We start from the raw sequence: 22,238 nt of genomic DNA on the forward strand, positions 1-22,238 counted from the left end.
ACGTATTTCTGTGGGATCTATGTGAATAACTCGGATCTTATTCACTGATTTCGGGATCTTGTGGGTAGCGATCTGGGCGCGACAGGAGTACCATTGTGGCCTTTCTCTTTTCGGTACAACTGCGTGGAGTCAAACGTGTCATCATCGCTTTGGTTGCAGTGTCTTGAACGTCTTCAAGATGATTTACCTGCGACAGAATTCAGTATGTGGGTACGGCCACTTCAAGCCGAGCTCAATGACAATACGTTGACCCTCTTTGCCCCAAACCGTTTTGTGCTTGATTGGGTGCGAGATAAGTATCTGCATCAAATTAATCAATTACTGAACGAGTTTTGTGGTGTCGACGTACCCATGCTGCGCTTTGAGGTGGGGAGCAAACCGGTTGCCGCAACGCCACAAGCTGCCCCTGCCGGGCCTGCTGCTGCGCCCGCTCCGCAACAAGCGGCGCCAGCGCCGCCGCAAGGACGAGTGTGGGAGCCTGCTCCCTCACCGGTGCAATCGGATGTTAATCATCGCTCCAACGTCAACCCCAAACACAAGTTCAATAACTTTGTTGAGGGTAAATCGAACCAGTTAGCCTTGGCAGCCGCGCGTCAGGTGTCGGATAACCCGGGGGCGGCCTATAATCCCCTTTTTCTTTATGGCGGAACGGGCTTAGGTAAAACGCACTTGTTGCATGCGGTGGGTAATGCCATTTCTGATCGCAAAGCGGATGCGCGCGTGGTGTACATGCACTCAGAGCGCTTTGTGCAAGATATGGTGAAAGCGCTGCAAAATAATGCTATCGAAGAGTTTAAGCGTTATTACCGCAGTGTCGATGCGCTATTGATTGATGATATCCAATTCTTTGCCAACAAAGAGCGCTCGCAAGAAGAATTCTTCCATACCTTTAATGCGTTGCTTGAGGGTAACCAGCAAATCATTCTCACCTCCGACCGCTATCCCAAAGAGATCAACGGGGTCGAGGACCGCTTAAAATCGCGGTTTGGCTGGGGGCTGACCGTCGCGATTGAGCCGCCAGAGCTGGAAACCCGGGTGGCGATTTTAATGAAAAAAGCGGAAGACCATGCCATTCGTTTGCCTGATGAAGTGGCCTTTTTTATCGCGAAAAGACTACGTTCTAACGTGCGTGAACTTGAAGGGGCGCTTAACCGCGTGATCGCCAATGCCAACTTTACAGGCCGTGCGATCACCATCGATTTCGTCCGAGAAGCGTTGCGGGATTTGCTCGCCTTGCAAGAAAAGTTGGTCACCATTGATAATATCCAGAAAACCGTGGCTGAATATTATAAAATCAAGATGGCAGACTTGTTGTCTAAGCGTCGGTCTCGCTCGGTGGCGCGACCCCGCCAGATGGCGATGGCGCTAGCAAAAGAGCTGACCAACCACAGCTTACCGGAAATTGGTGATGCATTTGGCGGTCGTGACCATACCACCGTATTGCATGCTTGTCGTAAGATTGAGCAGCTGCGTGAAGAAAGTCACGATATAAAAGAAGACTACTCTAACCTGATTCGAACGTTGTCGTCCTAATTATGAAATTTACTCTTACGCGTGAGCAATTACTTCAACCGCTTCAGCAAGTTTCTGGGGCACTAGGCGGGCGTAGTACCTTGCCGATTTTAAGTAACCTATTGATTGAAGTGGCGGAGCAGCAACTCAAGCTGACGGCGACCGATATGGAGGTCGAGCTCAATGCCACCGCACCGCTGGACGGTGAGCATCTTGATGGGGCGATCACTGTGCCTTCGCGTAAGTTTATGGATATCATCAAAGGCTTACATAGCGAAGCTCGTATCACTGTGGCGCAAGAAGGTGACCGCGTGGTGGTGCGAGCGGGACGAAGCCGCTTTACATTATCGACCTTACCGGCTTCAGATTATCCCAACATCGAAGACTGGCATGCCGAAGTGAGCTTACAAGTACCGCAAAGCAAGCTGGGTCATCTGATTGACGCCACGCAGTTTTCGATGGCGAACCAAGATGTACGCTATTACCTCAATGGGCTCTTATTCGAAACCGATGGGCATACGCTGCGCACCGTTGGGACGGACGGCCACCGGATGGCGGTGTGTCATTTATCCATGGAAGAGGCGTTGCCCGCACAACAAGTGATTGTGCCACGTAAAGGCGTCAGTGAGTTGGCGCGTTTGCTCGATGATAGCGAGCACCCGGTGAATATCCAAATTGGCGCGTCTAATATTCGTGCGGTGGTGGGCAATGTTACCTTTACCTCTAAATTGGTTGATGGACGCTTTCCTGATTATCGGCGTGTGTTGCCACAATCCACTTCCCGAACGCTTGAGGTCGACTGTGCTGAGCTCAAGCAAGCATTGTCATTAGCCGCGGTGTTATCGAACGAGAAATTTCGCGGCGTGCGAATGAATATTGAAGGTAGCGAGCTGCGTATCTCCGCCAACAACCCTGAGCAAGAAGAAGCGGAAGAGTTTTTGGAAGTCGACTATCAAGGTGAGCCAATCGAAATCGGTTTTAATGTCAGTTACGTGCTCGATGTGCTCAATGTTTTACGTTGTGACAAGGTGCGTTTTTCGATGACAGACGCGGTGGGCAGTACCTTGATTGAGGACTGCGATCGCGAAGACGCCATGTATGTTGTGATGCCAATTCGCCTCTAGGTTATGGCGCTATCACGACTGGTCGTCCACGACTTTCGAAATATTGAAGCCTGCGATATTGAGTTGTCGTCAGGCTTTAACTTTTTAATTGGCCCCAATGGCAGTGGTAAAACCAGTGTATTGGAAGCCATCCACTTTCTCGGTCATGGGCGCTCCTTTCGTAGCGCGCTTAACAGCCGAGTGATTCGTCATCAGCAACCCAATCTTACAGTACATGGTCGTGTAAAAACGCAAGATGGGATCTTGCTTCCGGTCGGCATTCAAAAGCGCCGAGACGGCAGTGCAGATGTTAAAATCGGTCAAGAAAAAGGGCAAAAGCTGGTGGCCCTGGCCAAAGTGCTGCCATTGCAATTGATCACCCCTGAAGGTTTTGAGTTATTAACCGATGGGCCCAAGTTTCGTCGTGCGTTTATCGATTGGGGGGTGTTTCATTCTGAGCCAGGGTTTTTTGAAGCTTGGACACGAGTGAAGCGCCTAACGAAGCAACGCAACGCCGCGTTGAAAACAGCACGCCACTATGGCGATATCCAAGTATGGGATACGGAACTAGCACGCCTTGCCGAACAAATCAGCGCATGGCGTCAGGCTTACGTTGATGCGGTTTCCGCGCGAGCGACCGCATTATGCCAAGCATTTCTTCCCGAGTTTTCCATCCAGTTTCGTTTTTACCAAGGATGGGAGCGAGGCGCAGACTATCAGGCATTGTTGGCGGCGAACTTTGAGCGCGACCAGCAAATGGGATACACGGTATCAGGGCCGCATAAAGCCGATTTGCGCATCAAGGTGGCAGGTACGCCAGTCGATGATGTGCTATCGCGCGGACAGTTAAAATTAATGGTATGTGCACTTCGGCTTGCACAAGGCCAGTTGTATAGCGAGGAGCAAGGTATCGCTTGTATCTACTTAATCGATGACTTTGCCTCCGAATTAGACAGTCGCCGGCGAGCACTATTGGCCAGTGAGTTGACCCGCATTGGGGCTCAGGTTTTTGTTAGCGCCATTAGTGCCGATCAAGTCGCGGAAATTTGCGACGAAAATAGTAAGATGTTTCATGTGGAACATGGCAAAATTAACGCAGGATAAATAAGCGAGAGTAACTCAATGTCCAACGAATACGATTCATCGAGTATCAAGGTACTGAAGGGCTTGGATGCCGTGCGTAAGCGTCCGGGAATGTATATCGGCGATACCGACGATGGTACCGGCCTGCACCACATGGTGTTTGAGGTGGTCGATAACTCGATCGATGAAGCACTGGCCGGACATTGTAATGATATCGTGGCGACCATCCACGAGGATGGCTCGGTATCGGTTCGCGACGATGGTCGTGGTATCCCGGTCGATATTCATGAGGAAGAAGGTGTATCGGCCGCACAAGTGATCATGACCGTCCTCCACGCCGGCGGTAAGTTTGATGACAACTCTTATAAAGTCTCTGGCGGCCTTCACGGGGTGGGGGTGTCGGTGGTCAACGCCTTGTCAGAAAAACTCGAGTTGACTATTTGGCGTAATGGCCATGTTCACCAGCTTAATTTTGCGCACGGTGAGCCTCTAGGACCGCTGGCTGAAATGGGTGAGACCGACCAAACCGGTACCCGTATTCGTTTCTGGCCAAGTGAAGAGACTTTCTCTGATATCAACTTCAACTATGACGTGCTTGCCAAGCGCTTGCGTGAGTTGTCTTTCCTTAATTCGGGTGTCTCCATCAAGTTGATTGACGAGCGCGAAGAAGACAAAGCGGATCACTTTAAATACGAAGGGGGCATCCGCGCGTTTGTCGAACACCTCAACAACAAGAAGACCTCCATCCACCCATCCGTTTTCCACTTTGAGCATACTCGGGAAGACGGGGTTAGCGTTGAAGTGGCGATGCAGTGGAACGATGGCTATCAAGAAAACATCTACTGCTTTACCAACAATATTCCGCAGCGCGATGGTGGTACTCACCTTGCGGGTTTTCGTGGCGCATTGACACGTACGCTCAATAGCTTCATGGACAAAGAAGGTTATTCCAAAAAAGCCAAAGCCGCGACGTCTGGCGATGATGCCCGTGAAGGCTTGACCGCGGTAGTCTCGGTGAAAGTGCCGGATCCCAAGTTCTCAAGCCAGACCAAAGACAAACTGGTGTCATCGGAAGTGAAATCGGCGGTTGAATCCGCCATGAGCAGCCACTTATCAGACTTTCTGATTGAGCACCCTGCCGATGCGAAAGTAGTGTGTACCAAGATCATTGACGCTGCCCGTGCGCGTGATGCGGCACGTAAAGCACGTGAAATGACGCGTCGTAAAGGCGCGTTGGATCTAGCTGGCCTTCCCGGCAAGCTTGCTGATTGCCAGGAAAAAGATCCGGCGCTATCTGAACTCTACATTGTGGAGGGTGACTCTGCAGGCGGCTCAGCCAAGCAGGGGCGCAACCGTAAGAACCAAGCGATTTTGCCGCTCAAAGGTAAGATCCTCAACGTCGAGAAAGCCCGTTTTGATAAGATGTTGTCCTCGCAAGAAGTGGCGACACTGATCACTGCAATGGGGTGCGGGATTGGCCGGGAAGAGTACGATCCGGACAAGCTACGTTATCACAGCATCATCATCATGACCGATGCGGATGTCGACGGCTCGCATATTCGTACCTTGCTGCTGACCTTCTTCTATCGCCAAATGCCAGAGCTGATTGAGCGAGGCTATATTTATATTGCTCAACCACCGCTTTATAAAGTGAAAAAGGGCAAGCAAGAGCAATACATCAAAGATGACGAGGCGATGGAGCAGTATCAGGTGGCATTGGCGTTGGAGAATGCGTCATTGTTCGTGAACCCAGATGCGCCAGCGATGCACGGCGAGTCACTTGAGAAATTGGTGAAAGAGTACAATGGTGTGCTCAAGCTGATTCAGCGTATGAAGCGTCGCTATCCCGCCGCGCTACTCAATGAGCTACTTTATCAACCGCGTTTGTCAGTCGATGATCTGCGCGACGAGTGGGCGGCTAAGCAATGGGTAGAAAACATTGTTGGGATTTTGAATCGTAAGTCGACGGGTGAAAGCCAGTATCAGGCATCATGCCGACTCGATGAAGAGCATCAGGTATGGGTGCCAGAGCTGGTGGTGCGCACCCATGGTGTCGATTATAAATACTTAGTGAGCTATGACTTCCTGAACTCGAAAGAGTACGGTCGAATCGCAAGCCTATCGGAAACCTTAAATGATCTCCTGGATGAAGGGGCGTATGTTAAGCGCGGTGAACGTACGCAATCGGTAGAGAGCTTTGAGCAAGCTCTCAACTGGTTAATCAAAGAGTCAACCCGTGGTGTGTCTCGTCAGCGCTATAAAGGTTTGGGAGAGATGAACCCAGAGCAGCTTTGGGAAACCACTATGGATCCTGAAGGTCGTCGTATGATGCAGGTGACGATTCAGGATGCGGTTGCCGCGGATGAGTTGTTTACCACCTTGATGGGTGATCAAGTTGAGCCACGTCGTGCGTTTATCGAAAATAATGCGCTGAAAGTAGAAAACCTCGATGTATAAGTGATAAATCAACTGCTTATCAACAATTAAGGCCAGCATTGCTGGCCTTTTTCATGCCTGTTTGGGAGGCAAATCGCAACATGTAACTGTTTTTATATACAGTGTTTTTGGCGTGAGTACACTTATCATTCCCTTAACGACAAAATGATAGGAAGCCTGATGTCTATAAAAACGCGCGCTAATCTCCAATTGGTTTATGTTTCTGATATTGACCGTTCTGTGGGTTTCTATCAGCAACTGTTTCAATGTGATCCTGTCTTTACCAGTCCCAGGTATGTGGCGTTTTCTGCCTCTGAGCAGGGAGATGCCTTATTCGCGTTGTGGACAGGCGGCGAGCAGCCCTCACCCTCGATGACACGACTGAGTGAAATTGGCATTATGGTGCCTACCAATGATGACGTTGATGCCGTTTTTGACCAATGGTCGAACAACCTAACCATCAATGTTGTGCAAGCTCCTTACGATGATGTGTTTGGTCGAACCTTCGTGATTCAAGACCCTGATGGGCATCTCGTGCGCGTTGCGCCGCTTGATTAATATGATGGGAGGGGGCTTAAGAGGTACGCTTTCGAATTGTGCGCCCTCCATGAGAGCAAAAATTTTTAAAGTCGCTATTGAAATCAAATTACCCAACCCTATATACAGTAATGAGGTGATGCCATTGGGTCGCCGGGGGCTTGTCCAGGTTGGAAAGCCGTAGATAACATTTTATTGCTTCATAGGAAGGATAAGATTATGCGTAACTTTGATTTCTCTCCACTCTATCGTACCGCGATTGGCTTTGACCGTTTGTTTGATTTGGTTGAAAACACGAATGCGTCAAATGCAGGTGGTTTTCCTCCTTACAATATTGAGCAAGGCAAAGAGAACCAATACCGAATCACAATGGCGGTAGCAGGCTTTAGCCAAGACGAAGTAGACATTACCCAACAAAAGAACAGCCTAACGGTTGCGGGTAAAAAAGCCAGCCGTAATCAAGATACGAAGTTCTTGTATCAGGGCATTGCTGAGCGTGACTTCGAACGCAAGTTCCACCTCGACGATCATATTAAAGTGACGGGGGCGGAAATGGAAAACGGTATGCTTCATATTGATTTGGTGCGTGAGGTGCCTGAAGAGGAGAAACCTCGTCGTATCGAAATCGGTAGCCGTTTACTCGAAAACGTTGAGTAAGTGTCGGCCATAACGATACGAAAAAGGAGAGGGCAGCACCGCTGCCCTTTTTTGTGGCTAGCGAATCGTGGTGTTCAGATTCACTAGCTGGCTTCAATTCTTCGCATTAAAGACACGTTCTTTTCACTCGCCGCTGTTGGTGAATAGCCCTTGCGAATGAAGGTGAACGTTGAACCCACGATTGTAGCCTGGCCGAAAAGATTCTCCGTAGATTCGTGGACTTGAATAAGATTCGCACAGATTGGAGTCGATAGGTTTCACGTGAAACATTTGGATTGTCTTAATAGAACGATCTAATACTATTTGCCAAGCCAAGCCAAGCCAAGCCAAGCCAAGCCAAGCCAAGCCAAGCCAAGCCAAGCCAAGCCAAGCCAAGCCAAATGATTGTTCACACTGCGCCGTATTACCCCTTTTGGAAATATGGGGTGCAGAATGGTTCGATAGTTAGATCAAGCGACCGGTGATTAAGGCTTAAGCTGACGAAAGGAGAAAGTAGTCCGTCAGCAGAAGAAGGTAGGTTAGGAAGGTAGGTTAGATAGAGGCCAATTAGGAAAATGTTATGGCGCATTTTCTCGTTGCCAGAGGTCTAATGAAAGGTTTCACGTGGAACATGTATGTATCTGTGTTCCACGTGAAACCAAAACTTATCCTTCGTCGTAGGCGCGCGCGACTTCTTCAGCAATCACTTTTATACCTTGTTGCATAGCGTCATCTTCTTGGACATAATTCATGCGAATACATTGTTTAGCATGATCCCAGCCTTCGTGATCGACACCAATAAAGAAATATTCTCCGGGGACAACCAGTACACCGCGAGCTTTTAAGCGTTTATATAACTCTTGGGTAGAGATTGGGAGCTCGTTAAACCAGAGCCACAGGAAGATAGCTCCTTCTGGCTTATGAACACGAACTCGCTCATCATTAATGGTCTCAAGCACCATCTTTAATGTGCGCTGTGACTTTTGCTGGTAGAAAGGACGAACGACGTCTTTGCTTAAGCGTAAGAGATCACCGCGTTCTATCATTGCTAGTGCCATTGCTGGCCCCACACTGTTTGGCGACAGGCTGACGATACCATTGATGTTGGACATCGCACTGATCACCGTTTCATTGGCAATCACAATCCCGCAACGCACACCAGGCAATCCTAGTTTACTCAGACTCGAGCAGAGTATGGTGTTGTCATTCCAGAACGGTGCGACGTCTTCAAAAATAATATCCGGGAAGGGCGTGCCATAAGCGTTATCGATGATCAGAGGAATATTGTGGTCGCGCGCGAGTTGGTCCAGTTGTCGGATTTCGTTATCGGTTAGCACATTCCCGGTTGGGTTAGTCGGGCGGGAGGCACAGATGGCACCAATGCTCCCATCAATCTTCAGGCGGCTGAAGTCGACATGGTATTTAAATTGGCGGTTATCCAATAATTCAATCTCAGGTTGATAGCTAACAAAGATATCGTCGTTGATACCGGCGTCACCATAGCCGATATACTCGGGGGCGAGGGGTAGCAATATTTTTTTGTGGCTGCCATCGGCATAGCGCCCCGCTAATAGGTTAAACAGATAAAAGAATGCACTTTGGCTGCCATTGGTCAGCATGATGTTTTTGCTTGACAGCTGCCAGCCATAAGTCTTATTCAGCAGCTCGGCGAGGGCATTCAGTAATGCCGATTTTCCTTGTGGACCATCGTAGTTTGCCATGGCGTGAACGAGACTACCGTCGTCGAGCATTGATTGGCTTAGCGTCTTAAAGTAGTCGAGCATTTCCGGGATCGCCGCGGGGTTGCCGCCCCCCAACATAATGGCATCTGGATTACGTAAGCCGTCATTAAGATCGTCCATTAACTGTGTGATGCCCGAGTGATTGGCGAACTTCTCGCCAAAGTGAGTGACTTCCATGATTACTGCCTTTAAATATCTGTATCGATGTTGTGGTTAAGCTGCAATCAACATACAACAATCTATTGTGTAAAAGAAAGCATGGTAAGTTTGTTATCTTCTCGTCATTTAAGGGTATGGTTGACGGGGTTGTTACGTTATCGGTACACACTAGGGCGAAAGTCGCTTAGAGGGATAGAAATCCAAGTGTTCCACGTGAAACCAACTCGGCTTGGCTCGACAAACAGGGTGATTAGCGTCATTAAATTGGGTAGCCAACGAGGCTGAGAGCTGGTAGCAAGGTAGATGAGAATTGGTAGCGAAGAGGGGCGTCCGCGTATCAACACCCAAAAAAAACCCCGCGTCATAGCGGGGCTGAGTCGTGTGTTGCTGATAATTACTTCTGTAGAACAGAGATATCTGCCACGTTGAGGAACTGCTCACGGATAAGGTGAAGCATCGCCAAACGGTTGGCTTTCAGTGCAGGATCATCTGCCATAACCATCACGTTATCAAAGAAGGTATCAACCGGTGTGCGCAATTGCGCCAGCTCGSTCAACGCGCCTTGATAATCGCTGTCAGCAAATAAAGGTTTAACCGCAGCGACTTTCTCTGCGACCACGTCCGCCAATGCTTTTTCAGCGTCTTCTTGTAGCAAGCTAGTATCGACGCTGCTAGGGAGCTCGCCGTCATACTTGGCCAAGATATTGCCTACACGCTTGTTGGCCGCGGCAAGTGCTTCGGCTTCTTCAAGACTGCGGAAGTGCGACACCGCTTTAACGCGGCTGTCAAAGTCGGCAGGCTTGGTTGGACGACGTGCCAACACGGCTTGGATGATATCAACGCTATAGCCCATATCTTGGTACCAAGCGCGGAAACGACCTAGCATAAAGTCGAGGACATCCGCCTCTACCTCTTTGTGAGTCAGACGGTCATCGTACTGAGCTTTGGCATCACGGATGAGGTCGACAAGATCAAGCTGATAGCCGTTCTCGACGATAATACGTAGAACGCCTAACGCGGCCCGACGCAGGGCGAAGGGGTCGCTCCCTTTCGGTGCTTGACCAATACCAAAGATGCCCACGATGGTATCCATTTTGTCAGCCATCGCGAGTGCTGAGGAGACCGGTGTGGTAGGTAGCTTATCACCGGCGAAGCGCGGCCAGTATTGCTCATTCAGTGCCAGCGCTACGGCTTCAGGCTCGCCATCATGACGCGCATAGTGCATGCCCATCACGCCTTGGGTTTCGGTGAACTCAAACACCATCGAGGTCATGAGATCGCACTTAGCCAGTTGGCCCGCGCGCTCAGTGTGTGACTTGTCGGCGCCGATACGCTCTGCAATCTGTCCTGCGAGTGCAGTAATGCGATCGGTTTTATCTTTGATGGTACCTAATTGCTTTTGGAATACCGCGCTATCAAGCTCTGGCAGGCGATCAATCAATGGGCGCTTGCGGTCAGTATCAAAGAAGAACTCCGCATCCGCGAGGCGAGGACGCACGACTTTTTCATTCCCTGAGATAACCTGCGCCGGATCTTTCGATTCAATGTTCGACACGAAGATGAACTTGGGCAGTAGCTCGCCGTTAGCGTCATAAACCGGGAAGTACTTTTGGTCGCTTTTCATGGTGTACACCAGCGCTTCTGATGGCACCTTAAGGAACTTGTCTTCGAAAGAGGCTGTCAGTGCCACTGGCCATTCTACCAGTGAGGTGACTTCTTCAACCAAGTCTTCATCAAGCTCAGCCATCCCGCCAACCGCGTCAGCCGCTGCTTTGGCATCTTTAATAATCAACGCCTTACGCTTTTCATAATCGGCCATGACTTTACCTTCACGCTCAAGGCGCTCTGGGTATTGGTCAGCATGATCCAGCGTTAAGCTCGATTCACCCATAAAGCGGTGGCCACGAATCACGCGATCAGACGCCACACCTAGGATAGTGCCTTCAATCAAGGTGTCCCCATACAGCATCACCAAGGTTTTCACTGGGCGGATAAACTGGGTGTCTTTGTCACCCCAGCGCATGGGTTTAGGAATAGGCAGTTTGCTCAGGGCGTTATCGGCCAGTACCGGCAGTAAGGCGTCAATGGCTTGACCGGGTACGTGTTGACGATACAGCAACCATTCACCTTTGTCGGTTTTTAGGCGCTCGGCCTCGCTCACGTCAATCCCGTTACCGCGCGCCCAACCCATGGCCGCTTTGGTGGGGTTGCCATTTGCGTCAAAGGCGGCACTGACGGCAGGACCGCGCTTCTCAACCACTTTATCTGGCTGGCGATCGCTCAACGCTGCCACTTTAAGTGCTAAGCGGCGTGGGGAGGCGTACCAAGTAATGCCTTGGTGGCTCAGATCAGCGTCTTTCAATTGTGCGTCGAATTGGCTGGCAAAAGCTTCAGCCAAGGTGCGTAAGGCTGTGGGTGGTAGCTCTTCAGTGCCGAGCTCAATCAGGAAATTTTGCGTTGCCATGATGCTCCCTTATTTGGTGTGTCGGCACATCGGGAAGCCCAGCGCTTCGCGAGATGCGTAGTAGGCTTCGGCGACACGTTTAGTCAGTGTGCGAATGCGCAGAATATAGCGTTGACGTTCAGTCACTGAGATGGCTTTACGCGCATCCAGCAGGTTGAACGCATGACCGGCTTTTAGGATCTGTTCGTAAGCAGGCAAAGGGAGCGGCTGCTCGAGATCCAGAAGCTTGGTACTTTCGGCTTCGCACTGATCAAAGTAGCGGAACAGAAAATCAACATCAGCGTGTTCAAAGTTATAGGTCGATTGCTCCACTTCGTTTTGGTGGAAAATATCGCCGTAGGTGACTTTGCCAAATGGACCATCGGTCCAAACCAGATCATACACAGAATCGACTTCTTGAATGTACATCGCCAGACGTTCGATACCGTAGGTAATCTCACCGGTGACCGGTTTACATTCCAATCCGCCGACTTGCTGGAAGTAGGTAAACTGGGTGATCTCCATCCCGTTCAGCCAGACTTCCCAGCCGAGGCCCCAAGCGCCAAGCGTTGGGTTTTCCCAGTTATCTTCCACAAAGCGAATGTCGTGGACTTCTGGGTCAATTCCCAGCACTCGCAGCGAGCCTAAATACAGCTCTTGAATGTTATCGGGTGACGGCTTCAGGATGGTTTGAAACTGGTAGTAGTGCTGCAGACGGTTCGGGTTCTCGCCATAACGCCCATCGGTAGGACGACGAGAAGGTTGAACGTAAGCCGCTGCAATGGGCTCTGGACCAAGTGCACGCAAGCATGTCATCGGGTGGGAGGTACCTGCACCCACTTCCATGTCTAGCGGCTGAACAATGGTACAGCCTTGCTGGGCCCAATAATCCTGCAGCGCGAGGATCATACCCTGAAAGGTTTTGATATCGAATTTATGCATTGTCAGGTTCGCGCGAGTTGATGAATGGAGAAAATAGCTGGCAATTATAACTCGCAGCGCGCTCAAGCAGTAGGGGGCTGGCGGATTTTTGTGCGCCTTTGAGGCGCTTATTTTCTCCGTGCAGGGGCAAGAGGAATAGAAGTTGCCAAGCGATTGTTCAAATCGTACACTAGCGCCGTCTTGGGGAGTAGTCGACCACTGCACAGTCAGTGGGGCAATCATCAACATAGTTGAAGCAAAATCTTCATGGTGATTGCAAGCCTGCCATTAGGTGCTCTGGGCTTGACGAGACCAACGACAATCGCACGAACCGGGGTGGGGCGTGTGTGTTGTCGTGGTTGAATCATAATAAGCCCTGCCCCAGATGAGCAATGTCATGAGCGTTCTTGCCATTTCTATCTCTACCGTCACCTTGGCGGAAATCGGGGATAAAACCCAATTATTATCGCTGGCGTTAGCGACACGTTTTCGTAAACCTGCGGTGATTATCAGTGCCATTTTATTGGCGACGTTAGTCAATCACGCCATTGCCGCTTGGCTCGGCGTGGTTGCGGCCGATATTCTGACCGATACCGTATTGCATATTATTTTGATCATCAGTTTTGGCGTGATGGCGGTATGGATGCTGATCCCGGATAAGCTTGAGGATGAAGGTATTCAGGGCAAAAGCGCGTTTTGGGCGAGCTTCAGTGCGWTCTTTGTCGCAGAAATTGGCGATAAAACCCAGCTTGCCACGACCGCATTGGGCGCACAGTTTAATGAAGCGTTGTGGGTGGTAGTGATTGGATCAACCATTGGTATGTTGCTAGCCAATGTCCCTGTGGTGCTGGCGGGTGATAAAATTCAGCGCCATGTCCCGCTTGCTGTCGTGCGGGCGCTCGCGGCGGCGATGTTTGCCGCATTGGCTGTGCTCGATACTTGGTATCTACTGAGCTAACGCAGGACAATGATGAATGAGTAAGGGTTGGCGTTATGCCAGCCCTTTTTTGATCAAAAACTGAAACGGCACGCTCTCTGTTTGGGCTGCGATAAGGGTGTGATCCATAAAACGACAAAAGCTGGGAATATCACGCGTGGTTGAGGGATCATCGGCGGTAATCAGCAAGGTTTGTCCCTCGTCCATATGACGGATACGTTTACGTACCATCATTACAGGCTCCGGGCAGCGCAGGCCTAAGGCATCAAGTTGAAGATCGGCGTGGTCAAAAGCGAGTGTCATTATTTTTACCTCAAAAAGTGTCGACCTGATCATACTTATGGCGACAAATTATTCAAACAAGGTTGCGCTTGTAAATGAGTTGTGTAAATTATTTAACAAGTCGTTAACGAAAGGCGGGATCATGAGAAAAGCACAAACGAGCACATTGAGCTTGGCTTATGGACACCGTATCGCTGCTTACACAGGGCTTAGCGGACTCGCTTTTTGGGGATTAACGCACAGTCATGAGCACACTCTCTTGGCAACACTAGCAATCTGCGCCGCAGCCTTGGGGTTATTGGTAGAAGCCTTATCGACCTCAACGCCACGCTCGCAGCCTGACTAGGCTAACTCACTCAACAGCTACACTCACTCCCAGTTTTCTTGGGCTTCCCCGCTCTTCGAGCGGGATTTTTTTTGTCTGCACGTCGCCAATAAAGGCCAACCCGTAATAAAGATTGGCCTTTTTGCGCGGATTAGTCTTGGTGAGCGATCTCGATAACGACGCGGCCTTTCACCTCGCCCTGAATAATTTTATCCGCATACTCTGGGGTTTGCGCCAGTGCGATGGTGTGGCACGCCTGTTCAAAGTAACTGGCGGGCAATAGCTTGGTCAGTGACTGCCACGCAGCTTGACGTTGCGCTTTCGGGCAAGAGACTGAATCGACACCTTGCAATCGCACATTGCGCAAAATAAACGGCATCACAGTGGCGGGTAAATCGAAACCGCCGGCAAGGCCGCATGCGGCAACTGTGCCACCGTACTGGATTTGTGAAAGGACATTGGCGAGCATTTGACTGCCCACGGTATCAATTGCGCCTGCCCACTGTTGCTTGTCCAGCGGGCGACCTGGTGCGCTAAAGGACTCGCGCGGTAGCACTTCGTCAGCGCCTAGTTGCTTAAGCCACGCTTGGTTGGCTTCAAGTCGGCCTGTGACGGCATTGACGCGATAGCCCAACGCATGCAATAAGGTGACCGCGACAGAGCCAACGCCGCCACTGGCACCGGTGACTAACACTGGGCCATCTTCAGGTTTGACGCCACCATCGATTAAGGCTTGCACACATAACATCGCGGTAAACCCCGCGGTGCCTACCATCATTGCTTGTTGCGCAGTGAGCCCCTCAGGAAGGGGAACGAGCCAGTCGCCATTAACACGCGCTTTCTCTGCCATGCCTCCCCAGTGTGCTTCACCGACGCCCCAACCAGTGAGCACCACTTTATCTCCGGGTTGATAGTCGGGATGTTGGCTATCGGCAACTGTGCCGGCAAAGTCGATCCCTGGCACCATGGGGAATTGGCGAACAATCTTACCTTTGCCGGTAATGGCTAAGCCGTCTTTATAATTGAGGGAGCTGAAATCAACATTGACGGTGACATTGCCTTCTGGAAGAAGGTCATCATCGAGTGAGGTGATTTTGGCGAGGGTTTGCTTTTCGTGTTGTTCAAGGACAAGCGCGTTAAACATGGCATTCTCCCGGTTGAAGTCAGTGAGTGGCCATACTAGGCCAGATGATGTTACTACCACATGCGTTACATCAATCACTATGCGATTGCGTGCGGGATGACGCAAGCCAAAAAAAGAGCGGACGTAGCCGCTCTTTATTGATGAAAGTGCGCATTGTGGTTAAACGCGTTCGAACACTGTCGCAATCCCCTGACCGAGACCAATGCACATGGTCGCTAAGCCTAAGGTAGCATCTTGGCGTTCCATTTGATGTAGCAAGGTGGTCGAGATGCGTGCGCCGGAACAGCCTAGCGGGTGACCCAGTGCAATTGCACCACCGTTGAGGTTAACTTTGTCATCCACTTTATCCATCAGGCCAAGATCTTTGACACAAGGCAGAGACTGGGCGGCAAATGCCTCATTCAGTTCGACCAAGTCAATGTCATCGATGCTTAGGCCCGCACGTTTGAGCGCCTTTTTGGTCGCTGGGACCGGACCATATCCCATAATGGATGGGTCACAGCCGGCGACGCCCATGGCACGGATACGTGCACGGATAGGCAGCCCCAAGGCTTTGGCCTTTTCTTCACTCATCACCAACATTGCAGAGGCACCATCCGATAGTGCCGACGACGAGCCAGCGGTTACTGTGCCATTGGCAGGGTCAAAGGCGGGGCGTAAACCAGCGAGGCTCTCTACAGTGGTTTCTGGACGAATCACTTCATCGTCTTCCACCAAGGTGAGTAAGCCATCGGCATCATGGCCTTCAATAGGCGCAATCTCATCTCTAAAACGGCCTTCCACGGTGGCGGCATGCGCACGGGCATGAGAACGAGCGGCAAACTGGTCTTGCATTTCACGACTGATGCCATGCATGCGACCGAGCATTTCTGCGGTAAGTCCCATCATGCCAGCGGCTTTAGCGACTGACTTAGATAAGCCAGGGTGGAAGTCGACACCATGGTTCATCGGCACGTGGCCCATGTGTTCGACACCACCAATCAAGAAGGTGTCGCCATCACCGACCATGATTGCGCGAGCCGCATCGTGCAGTGCCTGCATCGACGAGCCACACAGGCGGTTGACCGTGGTGGCACCCACGCTATGTGGAATGCCAGCAAGGAGCGCCGCATTACGGGCAATGTTGAAACCTTGCTCGAGCGTTTGTTGTACACAGCCCCAGTAGATGTCTTCAATACTGGTGCTGTCTACCCCAGGGTTACGTACCAATAGAGACTTCATCAGGTGCGCGGATAGATCTTCAGCACGAACGTGGCGAAACACACCGCCTTTCGAACGGCCCATGGGGGTACGGATACAGTCAACGATCACTACATTGTTCATTGTTCTCTCCTTAAACTTAGGCTGATTGCGGTGCGTTGACCGGTGTGACATCAAAGTAAGCCTGTTTATCGCTGGCACGACGTTTCATATCCGTAGGAACATGATACAAAGCGCCGAGCTCAGAGAATTTGTCAGCCATGGCGACGTAGTTATCAACACCCAAAGTATCGACATAACGGAAGGCACCGCCTCGGAATGGCGGGAAGCCGATACCGTAAACCAAAGCAATGTCTGCTTCTGCCGGAGAGGCAATGATGTTTTCTTCCAAACAGCGGGCGACTTCGTTGATCATCGGCACCATCATGCGAGCGATAATATCCTCGTCACTGATCTCTGCTTGACCCCCTTCAATTACGGGTGCGAGCAAAGCAGGGACGGCTTCATCGGCTTCTTTTTCCGGCTTGCCTTTTTTGTCTGTGGTGTAGCGGTAGAAGCCTTTGCCATTCTTCTGACCAAAGCGCTCGGCCTCAAACATCACATCAATGGCATCGCGGCCAGACTTACTCATGCGGTCTGGGAAGCCTTCTGCCATCACTGCCTGCGCATGATGTGCGGTATCAATACCGACCACGTCAAGCAGATACGCCGGACCCATCGGCCAGCCAAATTGTTTTTCCATGATTTTATCAATGCGCTGGAAGTCCACCCCGTCACGCAGTAGCAAGCTAAAGGCATGGAAGTAGGGGAACAATACACGGTTGACGAAAAAGCCGGGGCAGTCGTTGACGACCACGGGCGACTTACCCATCTTGGCGGCGTAAGCCACCACGCGTGCGATGGTTTCATCAGAGGTTTTCTCGCCACGAATCACTTCCACTAATGGCATGCGATGAACCGGGTTAAAGAAGTGCATGCCACAGAAGTTTTCTGGACGGGCTAATGACTTCGCCAGTGTATTGATAGGAATGGTAGAGGTGTTGGACGCAATGACCGTGTCGTCACTGACTAGCGCTTCGACTTCTTTGAGGACGCTGGTTTTCACTTTCGGGTTCTCGACCACGGCCTCGACGATCACGTCACTTTGCTCAATGCCCGCATAGTGAAGACTTGGGGTGATTGACGACAATACTTGGCCCATTTTAAAACCATCGACACGACCACGCTCTAGCTGCTTATTCAGCAGCTTGGTTGCTTCTTTCATACCGAGGTCGAGTGAGGCTTGGGCGATGTCTTTCATCATCACCGGCACGCCTTTCAGTGCCGATTGATAGGCAATGCCGCCGCCCATGATGCCTGCGCCTAATACCGCACCACGTTGTGTGTCTTTACCTTGTTTGGCGGCTTTTTTCGCGTTGCCTTTGATGACCTGGTCATTGAGGAAAATGCCCACCAAGGCTTGTGCGACATCGGTTTTGGCTAGCTTGACGAAATAGCGGTTTTCGACCTCAAGTGCCTCATCGCGTGTCATCCCTGCGGCTTCTTCAATGGCCGTCACTGCCGTCATTGGAGCCGGATAATGTTTCCCTGCAACTTGTGCCACCATGCCTTTGGCCATGGTAAAGCTCATCGCTGCCTCGGTGCGGTTAAGCTTCAGTGGTTGTTTTTTCTGTTGGCGACGGTTTTGCCAGTCAATTTTTTCGTCGATCGCTTGGCCTAGCATTCGAATCGCCGCGTCACGCAGGTGCGCGTTATCGACAACGGCATCCACTACGCCTTCTTTTAATGCCGCGGACGCGCGTTTTTCTTTCCCAGCAGTGATGATTTCCATCGCGGTATCGGCGCCGATAAGTCGAGGCAAGCGCACCGTACCACCGAAGCCGGGCATAATACCGAGCTTGGTTTCAGGAAGACCGATACGCGCGTCCTGACCAGTGACACGTAAATCGGTCGCGAGTATGCACTCACAGCCACCGCCGAGTGCATGGCCATTGACGGCACTAAGGGTGGGATAGGGTAAATCTTCTAAACGATTGAAAATGGCATTGGCGCGAGATACCCAATCAGAGAGCTCTTGGTCGGGTTTGGCAAACAATCCGAGAAATTCGGTAATGTCTGCGCCGACAATAAAGGTTGATTTAGCAGAGGTCAGCAGCAGTCCTTTAATATCATCGCGACCCGACAAGGCATCGAGGGCTTGGTCTAAGCTTTCTAGCGTTGCCAGATCCAATTTGTTGACAGAACCTTGGCTGTCTAGGGTCAGTTCTGCAATGCCGTTATCCAAAGCACGAACTGATAGGTTATCTCCTTGGTAGATCATGGTTGTTCTCCACGTTGGCAGTACCATCCTGGTTGAATAGTGTTCTGGTTAGACCAGATGCGACCTAGTGTGGATCATTGTTATAAGAAATGACAACCAAAAGTTAAACGAATGTTTAAAATATGTGGTGTGGGTTGTTTTTACTGTGGTCGAGTCCCTGTCGTGCTTGAGGGAATATGATACAGTGCATCGCTGAGACACAAAGGTTGTACCATGATGCCTATCACCCCATACGCAGTGCCTGCTGACACCGTGAGGCACGAGCTTGAAATCAAAAAAAGCCGGTTTATTACGTATCTTGCTCATACGCCCGGAGAACAAGAGGCAAAGCAATTTATTCAATCGTTGCGAGAAGCGTATCCAGATGCACGGCATCACTGCTGGGCATTTGTCGCAGGCCGGCCTGAATCTTCCGAGCAATGGGGGTGTGGCGATGATGGTGAGCCAGCGGGAACGGCAGGCAAGCCGATGCTTGCGCAGTTATCAGGTGCGAACGTCGGTGAGATTTGTGCCGTGGTAGTACGCTACTTTGGCGGGATTAAACTGGGTACTGGGGGCTTGGTCAAAGCGTATGGCAGTAGTGTGCAGCAAGCCCTGGGCCTTTTGACCACGCGAGAAGTGGCAGTGACAGTCCCTTACACGATAAGCTGTGAATATGCTCACATTGATACGATAGAATCGCTGCTCAAGCAGTACGATGGCGTTCAGCTCGATGCAGAATTCAGCCATAATGTGCGATTGAGTGTGCGTATCGATGCGCGCTATATCGATGTGTTTCTTGAGGCACTTAAAAATCAAACCCGCGGACAAGCAAGCGCGCACCCGTTAGAACATAAGACAACGTCAGGCACTTAGCCTGCTTTACGTGTAACGACGAGACGGTAGAAAGTCGCTACCGCCGATAAGAGGGCCACGTCAGGCTATGCAATTTCGTTCCATTACCCGCATTGTCGGACTCCTGCTGGCCCTGTTCAGCATCACCATGTTAGCGCCTGCATTGGTTGCGTTTATCTATCGTGATGGCGCGGGCTATCCTTTTGTTTTGACGTTTTTTCTGCTACTCGCAGGTGGCGGGTTACTTTGGTTCCCCAATCGAAATTATCGGCATGAACTCAAAGCACGTGATGGCTTTTTGATTGTTGTATTATTCTGGACGGTGATCGGCAGTGCAGGGGCAGTTCCGTTGATGCTGTCTGAACAGCCCGATCTTTCCGTGAGCGAGGCGTTTTTTGAGTCCTTTTCTGGTTTAACCACGACGGGCGCAACCGTCATTGTGGGGCTAGATGAGTTACCTAAAGCGATTTTGTTCTATCGCCAGTTGCTACAGTGGTTCGGTGGTATGGGGATCATTGTGCTGGCGGTGGCCATCCTACCAGTACTCGGCATCGGGGGGATGCAGCTTTATCGCGCCGAGATCCCTGGCCCCGTGAAAGACACCAAAATGACACCTCGGATCGCTGAGACTGCCAAGGTGCTCTGGTACATTTATCTGACTTTAACCGTAAGTTGTGCCTTGGCCTACTGGCTGGCGGGCATGTCTGCCTTTGATGCCATTGGGCACAGCTTTTCGACCGTTGCCATCGGCGGGTTCTCAACCCATGATGCCAGCATTGGTCACTTTGATAGCACAGCGGTTAATCTCATCACTGTGGTGTTTCTGTTGATCTCTGCGTGTAACTTTTCTCTCCATTTCGCCGCCTTTGCCAATAATGGGCTCAATCTAAAGTTTTACTTGCGTGATCCAGAATTTCGCGCGTTTTTGGTGATTCAGTTCCTACTATGGCTGGTGGTGTTTACCATGCTGAGCGGGCATCAGGTTTATGAGAGCGCCACGGAAACCTTCACCCAGGCGCTATTTCAGTCGGTATCAATATCAACCACCGCGGGGTATACCACCACAACCTTTGCCCATTGGCCGTTGTTCCTCCCCGTTTTACTCTTGTTCTCGTCATTTATTGGTGGGTGTGCAGGCTCGACCGGTGGCGGGATGAAGGTCATTCGTATCTTGCTGTTGTCACTCCAAGGAACGCGAGAATTGAAACGCTTGGTGCACCCTCGCGCGGTATACACCATCAAAGTGGGTAATAAGGCGCTACGGCAGCAAGTGGTTGATGCCGTATGGGGGTTCTTCTCCGCCTACGCGCTGGTATTTGTCATTTGTATGTTGGCCTTGATAGCCACTGGCATTGAAGAGCTAACGGCGTTTTCAGCCGTTGCAGCGACCCTCAATAACCTAGGCCCAGGGCTAGGCGAAGTGGCTGCTCACTTTGGCGATATTAATGACACGGCGAAGTGGGTATTGATCCTTGCCATGCTATTCGGTCGTTTAGAAATATTCACATTATTGGTTTTATTTACTCCCACATTCTGGCGGAGCTAGCCGTATGGGGAAGGAGAGGACATGAGCGAGCAAAGCAACGCAACGCAAAAAGTCTTACTGCTACATTCCAGCCGAGAAGGGCAGACCAAGAAAATCCTGCATTTTATCGAGCAACAGCTGGGGGCTTCGGCGCAGTGTGAGGTGAAAGATATTCATCAGCGGCCAGACATCGATCTCAGCCAATACGATCGGATACTGATTGGTGCGTCTATTCGCTATGGCCACTTTAATAAAAAGCTATATCAATTCATTGATGCGCATGCAGATCAGCTTAAAACCGTGAAAGCAGCATTCTTTAGTGTCAATCTCACCGCGCGTAAACCGGGGAAAGATACGCCAGAAACCAGCGCTTATAGCCGTAAGTTTATCGAAAAGTCACCCTGGACCCCCGAACTGCATGGTGTCTTTGCCGGCGCACTCTACTACCCACGTTATAAATGGTTTGATCGAGTGATGATTCGCTTCATCATGCATATCACGGGTGGGGAGACCGATACGACCAAAGAGGTTGAATACACGGATTGGCGAAAAGTGGCGGAATTTAGCGAGCAATTTGCCCGCTTTTAGGCCATAACGCTGATTGTTTGACCGAACGGCGACTTTTTCTAAAAAAAGTCGCTTTTTAGTCTTGCGAAGGTGAGTGGTTTCTCTATAATGCGCCTCCATTGACACGGCACGCAGGGCAAGCGTTCAGCGAGCATGTCGAGAAAAAAATCAAATAAAAATAAACGCTTGACGTGATTTTTTAAAAGATTAAGATGGCCGACCTACTTAACGCCAAGCGTTAGGGAAGTCAAAAAGAGGTTTTATTTCACCCGGCGGGTTGAAAATAAAAGATAAAATTTCTTCTTGACTTTAACGGCAAGGCGCGTAAGATACGCAGCCCTGACCAAGCGAAGCGAAGCGCAGCTTCGCAATGTCAACGCTCTTTAACAATTTGACCTATGCAATCTGTGTGGGCACTCGTTGAGAATAGACAAAAAGATTTATTCGATGAACTGAGTGACCAAACGACAACTTTAATAGTTGTTCGGCACAGTCAATTCGTTTGTCTCGTAAGAGACGAACAAAACAGTAT

Annotated in this window: 18 protein-coding genes; 11 read left to right on the forward strand and 7 right to left on the reverse strand. The window is 50.6% G+C overall.

Annotated features, from left to right (window positions below):
• Positions 1-135: 135 nt before the first annotated feature.
• From dnaA to BZG73_RS09125, 6 genes are all read left to right on the forward strand, one after another.
• Positions 136-1,533 carry a chromosomal replication initiator protein DnaA gene (gene dnaA / locus BZG73_RS09100; RefSeq protein WP_046074846.1) on the forward strand — a complete coding sequence of 466 codons (1,398 nt, stop codon included), beginning with the start codon at positions 136-138 and terminating at the stop codon, positions 1,531-1,533.
• A 2-nt stretch (positions 1,534-1,535) separates the two neighbouring features.
• Positions 1,536-2,636, forward strand: coding sequence for a DNA polymerase III subunit beta (gene dnaN, locus BZG73_RS09105; protein WP_077579394.1), 1,101 nt, complete (start codon positions 1,536-1,538; stop codon positions 2,634-2,636).
• A gap of 3 nt (positions 2,637-2,639) precedes the next feature.
• The gene (gene recF, locus BZG73_RS09110; protein ID WP_077579395.1) at positions 2,640-3,719 is read left to right on the forward strand and encodes a DNA replication/repair protein RecF; all 1,080 of its coding nucleotides are present in this window, start codon (positions 2,640-2,642) and stop codon (positions 3,717-3,719) included.
• Positions 3,720-3,737: 18 nt separating this feature from the next.
• Positions 3,738-6,155 carry a DNA topoisomerase (ATP-hydrolyzing) subunit B gene (gene gyrB, locus BZG73_RS09115; protein WP_077579396.1) on the forward strand — a complete coding sequence of 806 codons (2,418 nt, stop codon included), beginning with the start codon at positions 3,738-3,740 and terminating at the stop codon, positions 6,153-6,155.
• Between the two features lie 159 nt (positions 6,156-6,314).
• Positions 6,315-6,692, forward strand: coding sequence for a VOC family protein (locus tag BZG73_RS09120; RefSeq protein ID WP_046074842.1), 378 nt, complete (start codon positions 6,315-6,317; stop codon positions 6,690-6,692).
• Positions 6,693-6,890: 198 nt separating this feature from the next.
• On the forward strand, positions 6,891-7,328 hold the full coding sequence (locus BZG73_RS09125) for an Hsp20 family protein (protein ID WP_046074840.1): 438 nt from the start codon (positions 6,891-6,893) through the stop codon (positions 7,326-7,328).
• A 644-nt stretch (positions 7,329-7,972) separates the two neighbouring features.
• Here BZG73_RS09125 and BZG73_RS09130 read toward each other — a convergent pair.
• The 3 genes from BZG73_RS09130 to glyQ all read right to left on the reverse strand — a co-directional run bounded on the left by BZG73_RS09130 (position 7,973) and on the right by glyQ (position 12,593).
• Positions 7,973-9,226 (reverse strand): valine--pyruvate transaminase, encoded by a 1,254-nt coding sequence (locus BZG73_RS09130; protein ID WP_077668137.1) that lies wholly within the window; start codon positions 9,224-9,226, stop codon positions 7,973-7,975.
• Between the two features lie 376 nt (positions 9,227-9,602).
• Positions 9,603-11,672, reverse strand: a complete 2,070-nt coding sequence (glyS, locus tag BZG73_RS09135; RefSeq protein ID WP_077668138.1) for a glycine--tRNA ligase subunit beta — start codon at positions 11,670-11,672, stop codon at positions 9,603-9,605.
• 9 nt (positions 11,673-11,681) lie between these two features.
• A complete protein-coding gene (gene glyQ / locus BZG73_RS09140) occupies positions 11,682-12,593 on the reverse strand; it encodes a glycine--tRNA ligase subunit alpha (protein ID WP_046074837.1) in 912 nt (303 codons plus the stop codon).
• 376 nt (positions 12,594-12,969) lie between these two features.
• Between glyQ and BZG73_RS09145 the strand changes: the two genes are divergently transcribed.
• Positions 12,970-13,530 carry a TMEM165/GDT1 family protein gene (locus BZG73_RS09145; RefSeq protein WP_077668139.1) on the forward strand — a complete coding sequence of 187 codons (561 nt, stop codon included), beginning with the start codon at positions 12,970-12,972 and terminating at the stop codon, positions 13,528-13,530.
• 33 nt (positions 13,531-13,563) lie between these two features.
• On the opposite strand, the gene tusA is transcribed toward BZG73_RS09145, so the two are convergent.
• Positions 13,564-13,812 (reverse strand): sulfurtransferase TusA, encoded by a 249-nt coding sequence (gene tusA / locus BZG73_RS09150; RefSeq protein WP_046074835.1) that lies wholly within the window; start codon positions 13,810-13,812, stop codon positions 13,564-13,566.
• A gap of 121 nt (positions 13,813-13,933) precedes the next feature.
• Here tusA and BZG73_RS09155 point away from each other — a divergent pair, with 121 nt between their 5' ends.
• Positions 13,934-14,137: a hypothetical protein gene (locus BZG73_RS09155; protein ID WP_077607307.1), complete on the forward strand. Its 204-nt coding sequence runs from the start codon at positions 13,934-13,936 to the stop codon at positions 14,135-14,137.
• A gap of 130 nt (positions 14,138-14,267) precedes the next feature.
• Here BZG73_RS09155 and acuI read toward each other — a convergent pair whose 3' ends face one another.
• The 3 genes from acuI to fadB all read right to left on the reverse strand — a co-directional run bounded on the left by acuI (position 14,268) and on the right by fadB (position 18,780).
• Positions 14,268-15,260 (reverse strand): acrylyl-CoA reductase (NADPH), encoded by a 993-nt coding sequence (gene acuI / locus BZG73_RS09160; RefSeq protein WP_077668141.1) that lies wholly within the window; start codon positions 15,258-15,260, stop codon positions 14,268-14,270.
• A 159-nt stretch (positions 15,261-15,419) separates the two neighbouring features.
• A complete protein-coding gene (fadA, locus tag BZG73_RS09165; protein ID WP_046074832.1) occupies positions 15,420-16,583 on the reverse strand; it encodes an acetyl-CoA C-acyltransferase FadA in 1,164 nt (387 codons plus the stop codon).
• A 16-nt stretch (positions 16,584-16,599) separates the two neighbouring features.
• Positions 16,600-18,780 carry a fatty acid oxidation complex subunit alpha FadB gene (gene fadB / locus BZG73_RS09170; RefSeq protein WP_077668142.1) on the reverse strand — a complete coding sequence of 727 codons (2,181 nt, stop codon included), beginning with the start codon at positions 18,778-18,780 and terminating at the stop codon, positions 16,600-16,602.
• A 216-nt stretch (positions 18,781-18,996) separates the two neighbouring features.
• On the opposite strand from fadB, the gene BZG73_RS09175 reads away from it, so the two are divergent.
• The 3 genes from BZG73_RS09175 (at position 18,997) to hemG (ending at position 21,727) form a co-directional block, all read left to right on the forward strand.
• The gene (locus BZG73_RS09175) at positions 18,997-19,635 is read left to right on the forward strand and encodes a YigZ family protein (protein ID WP_077668143.1); all 639 of its coding nucleotides are present in this window, start codon (positions 18,997-18,999) and stop codon (positions 19,633-19,635) included.
• A gap of 67 nt (positions 19,636-19,702) precedes the next feature.
• Complete coding sequence (locus BZG73_RS09180) at positions 19,703-21,160, forward strand: TrkH family potassium uptake protein (protein ID WP_046074830.1); 1,458 nt, start codon at positions 19,703-19,705, stop codon at positions 21,158-21,160.
• 21 nt (positions 21,161-21,181) lie between these two features.
• Positions 21,182-21,727, forward strand: coding sequence for a menaquinone-dependent protoporphyrinogen IX dehydrogenase (hemG, locus tag BZG73_RS09185; RefSeq protein ID WP_046074829.1), 546 nt, complete (start codon positions 21,182-21,184; stop codon positions 21,725-21,727).
• Positions 21,728-22,238: the final 511 nt, after the last annotated feature.

The sequence above is a fragment of the Salinivibrio siamensis genome, from assembly GCF_001996005.1.
Lineage (GTDB): Bacteria > Pseudomonadota > Gammaproteobacteria > Enterobacterales > Vibrionaceae > Salinivibrio > Salinivibrio siamensis.

Excerpts from the sequence above, each read along its gene's own strand:
- fadA (WP_046074832.1), bottom strand. The coding sequence starts at position 16,583 with ATGAACAATGTAGTGATCGTTGACTGTATCCGTACCCCCATGGGCCGT.
- BZG73_RS09125 (WP_046074840.1), top strand. The coding sequence starts at position 6,891 with ATGCGTAACTTTGATTTCTCTCCACTCTATCGTACCGCGATTGGCTTT.
- BZG73_RS09180 (WP_046074830.1), top strand. The coding sequence starts at position 19,703 with ATGCAATTTCGTTCCATTACCCGCATTGTCGGACTCCTGCTGGCCCTG.
- recF (WP_077579395.1), top strand. The coding sequence starts at position 2,640 with ATGGCGCTATCACGACTGGTCGTCCACGACTTTCGAAATATTGAAGCC.
- fadB (WP_077668142.1), bottom strand. The coding sequence starts at position 18,780 with ATGATCTACCAAGGAGATAACCTATCAGTTCGTGCTTTGGATAACGGC.
- gyrB (WP_077579396.1), top strand. The coding sequence starts at position 3,738 with ATGTCCAACGAATACGATTCATCGAGTATCAAGGTACTGAAGGGCTTG.
- dnaN (WP_077579394.1), top strand. The coding sequence starts at position 1,536 with ATGAAATTTACTCTTACGCGTGAGCAATTACTTCAACCGCTTCAGCAA.
- BZG73_RS09175 (WP_077668143.1), top strand. The coding sequence starts at position 18,997 with ATGCCTATCACCCCATACGCAGTGCCTGCTGACACCGTGAGGCACGAG.
- hemG (WP_046074829.1), top strand. The coding sequence starts at position 21,182 with ATGAGCGAGCAAAGCAACGCAACGCAAAAAGTCTTACTGCTACATTCC.
- BZG73_RS09155 (WP_077607307.1), top strand. The coding sequence starts at position 13,934 with ATGAGAAAAGCACAAACGAGCACATTGAGCTTGGCTTATGGACACCGT.
- BZG73_RS09120 (WP_046074842.1), top strand. The coding sequence starts at position 6,315 with ATGTCTATAAAAACGCGCGCTAATCTCCAATTGGTTTATGTTTCTGAT.
- glyQ (WP_046074837.1), bottom strand. The coding sequence starts at position 12,593 with ATGCATAAATTCGATATCAAAACCTTTCAGGGTATGATCCTCGCGCTG.
- tusA (WP_046074835.1), bottom strand. The coding sequence starts at position 13,812 with ATGACACTCGCTTTTGACCACGCCGATCTTCAACTTGATGCCTTAGGC.
- acuI (WP_077668141.1), bottom strand. The coding sequence starts at position 15,260 with ATGTTTAACGCGCTTGTCCTTGAACAACACGAAAAGCAAACCCTCGCC.
- BZG73_RS09130 (WP_077668137.1), bottom strand. The coding sequence starts at position 9,226 with ATGGAAGTCACTCACTTTGGCGAGAAGTTCGCCAATCACTCGGGCATC.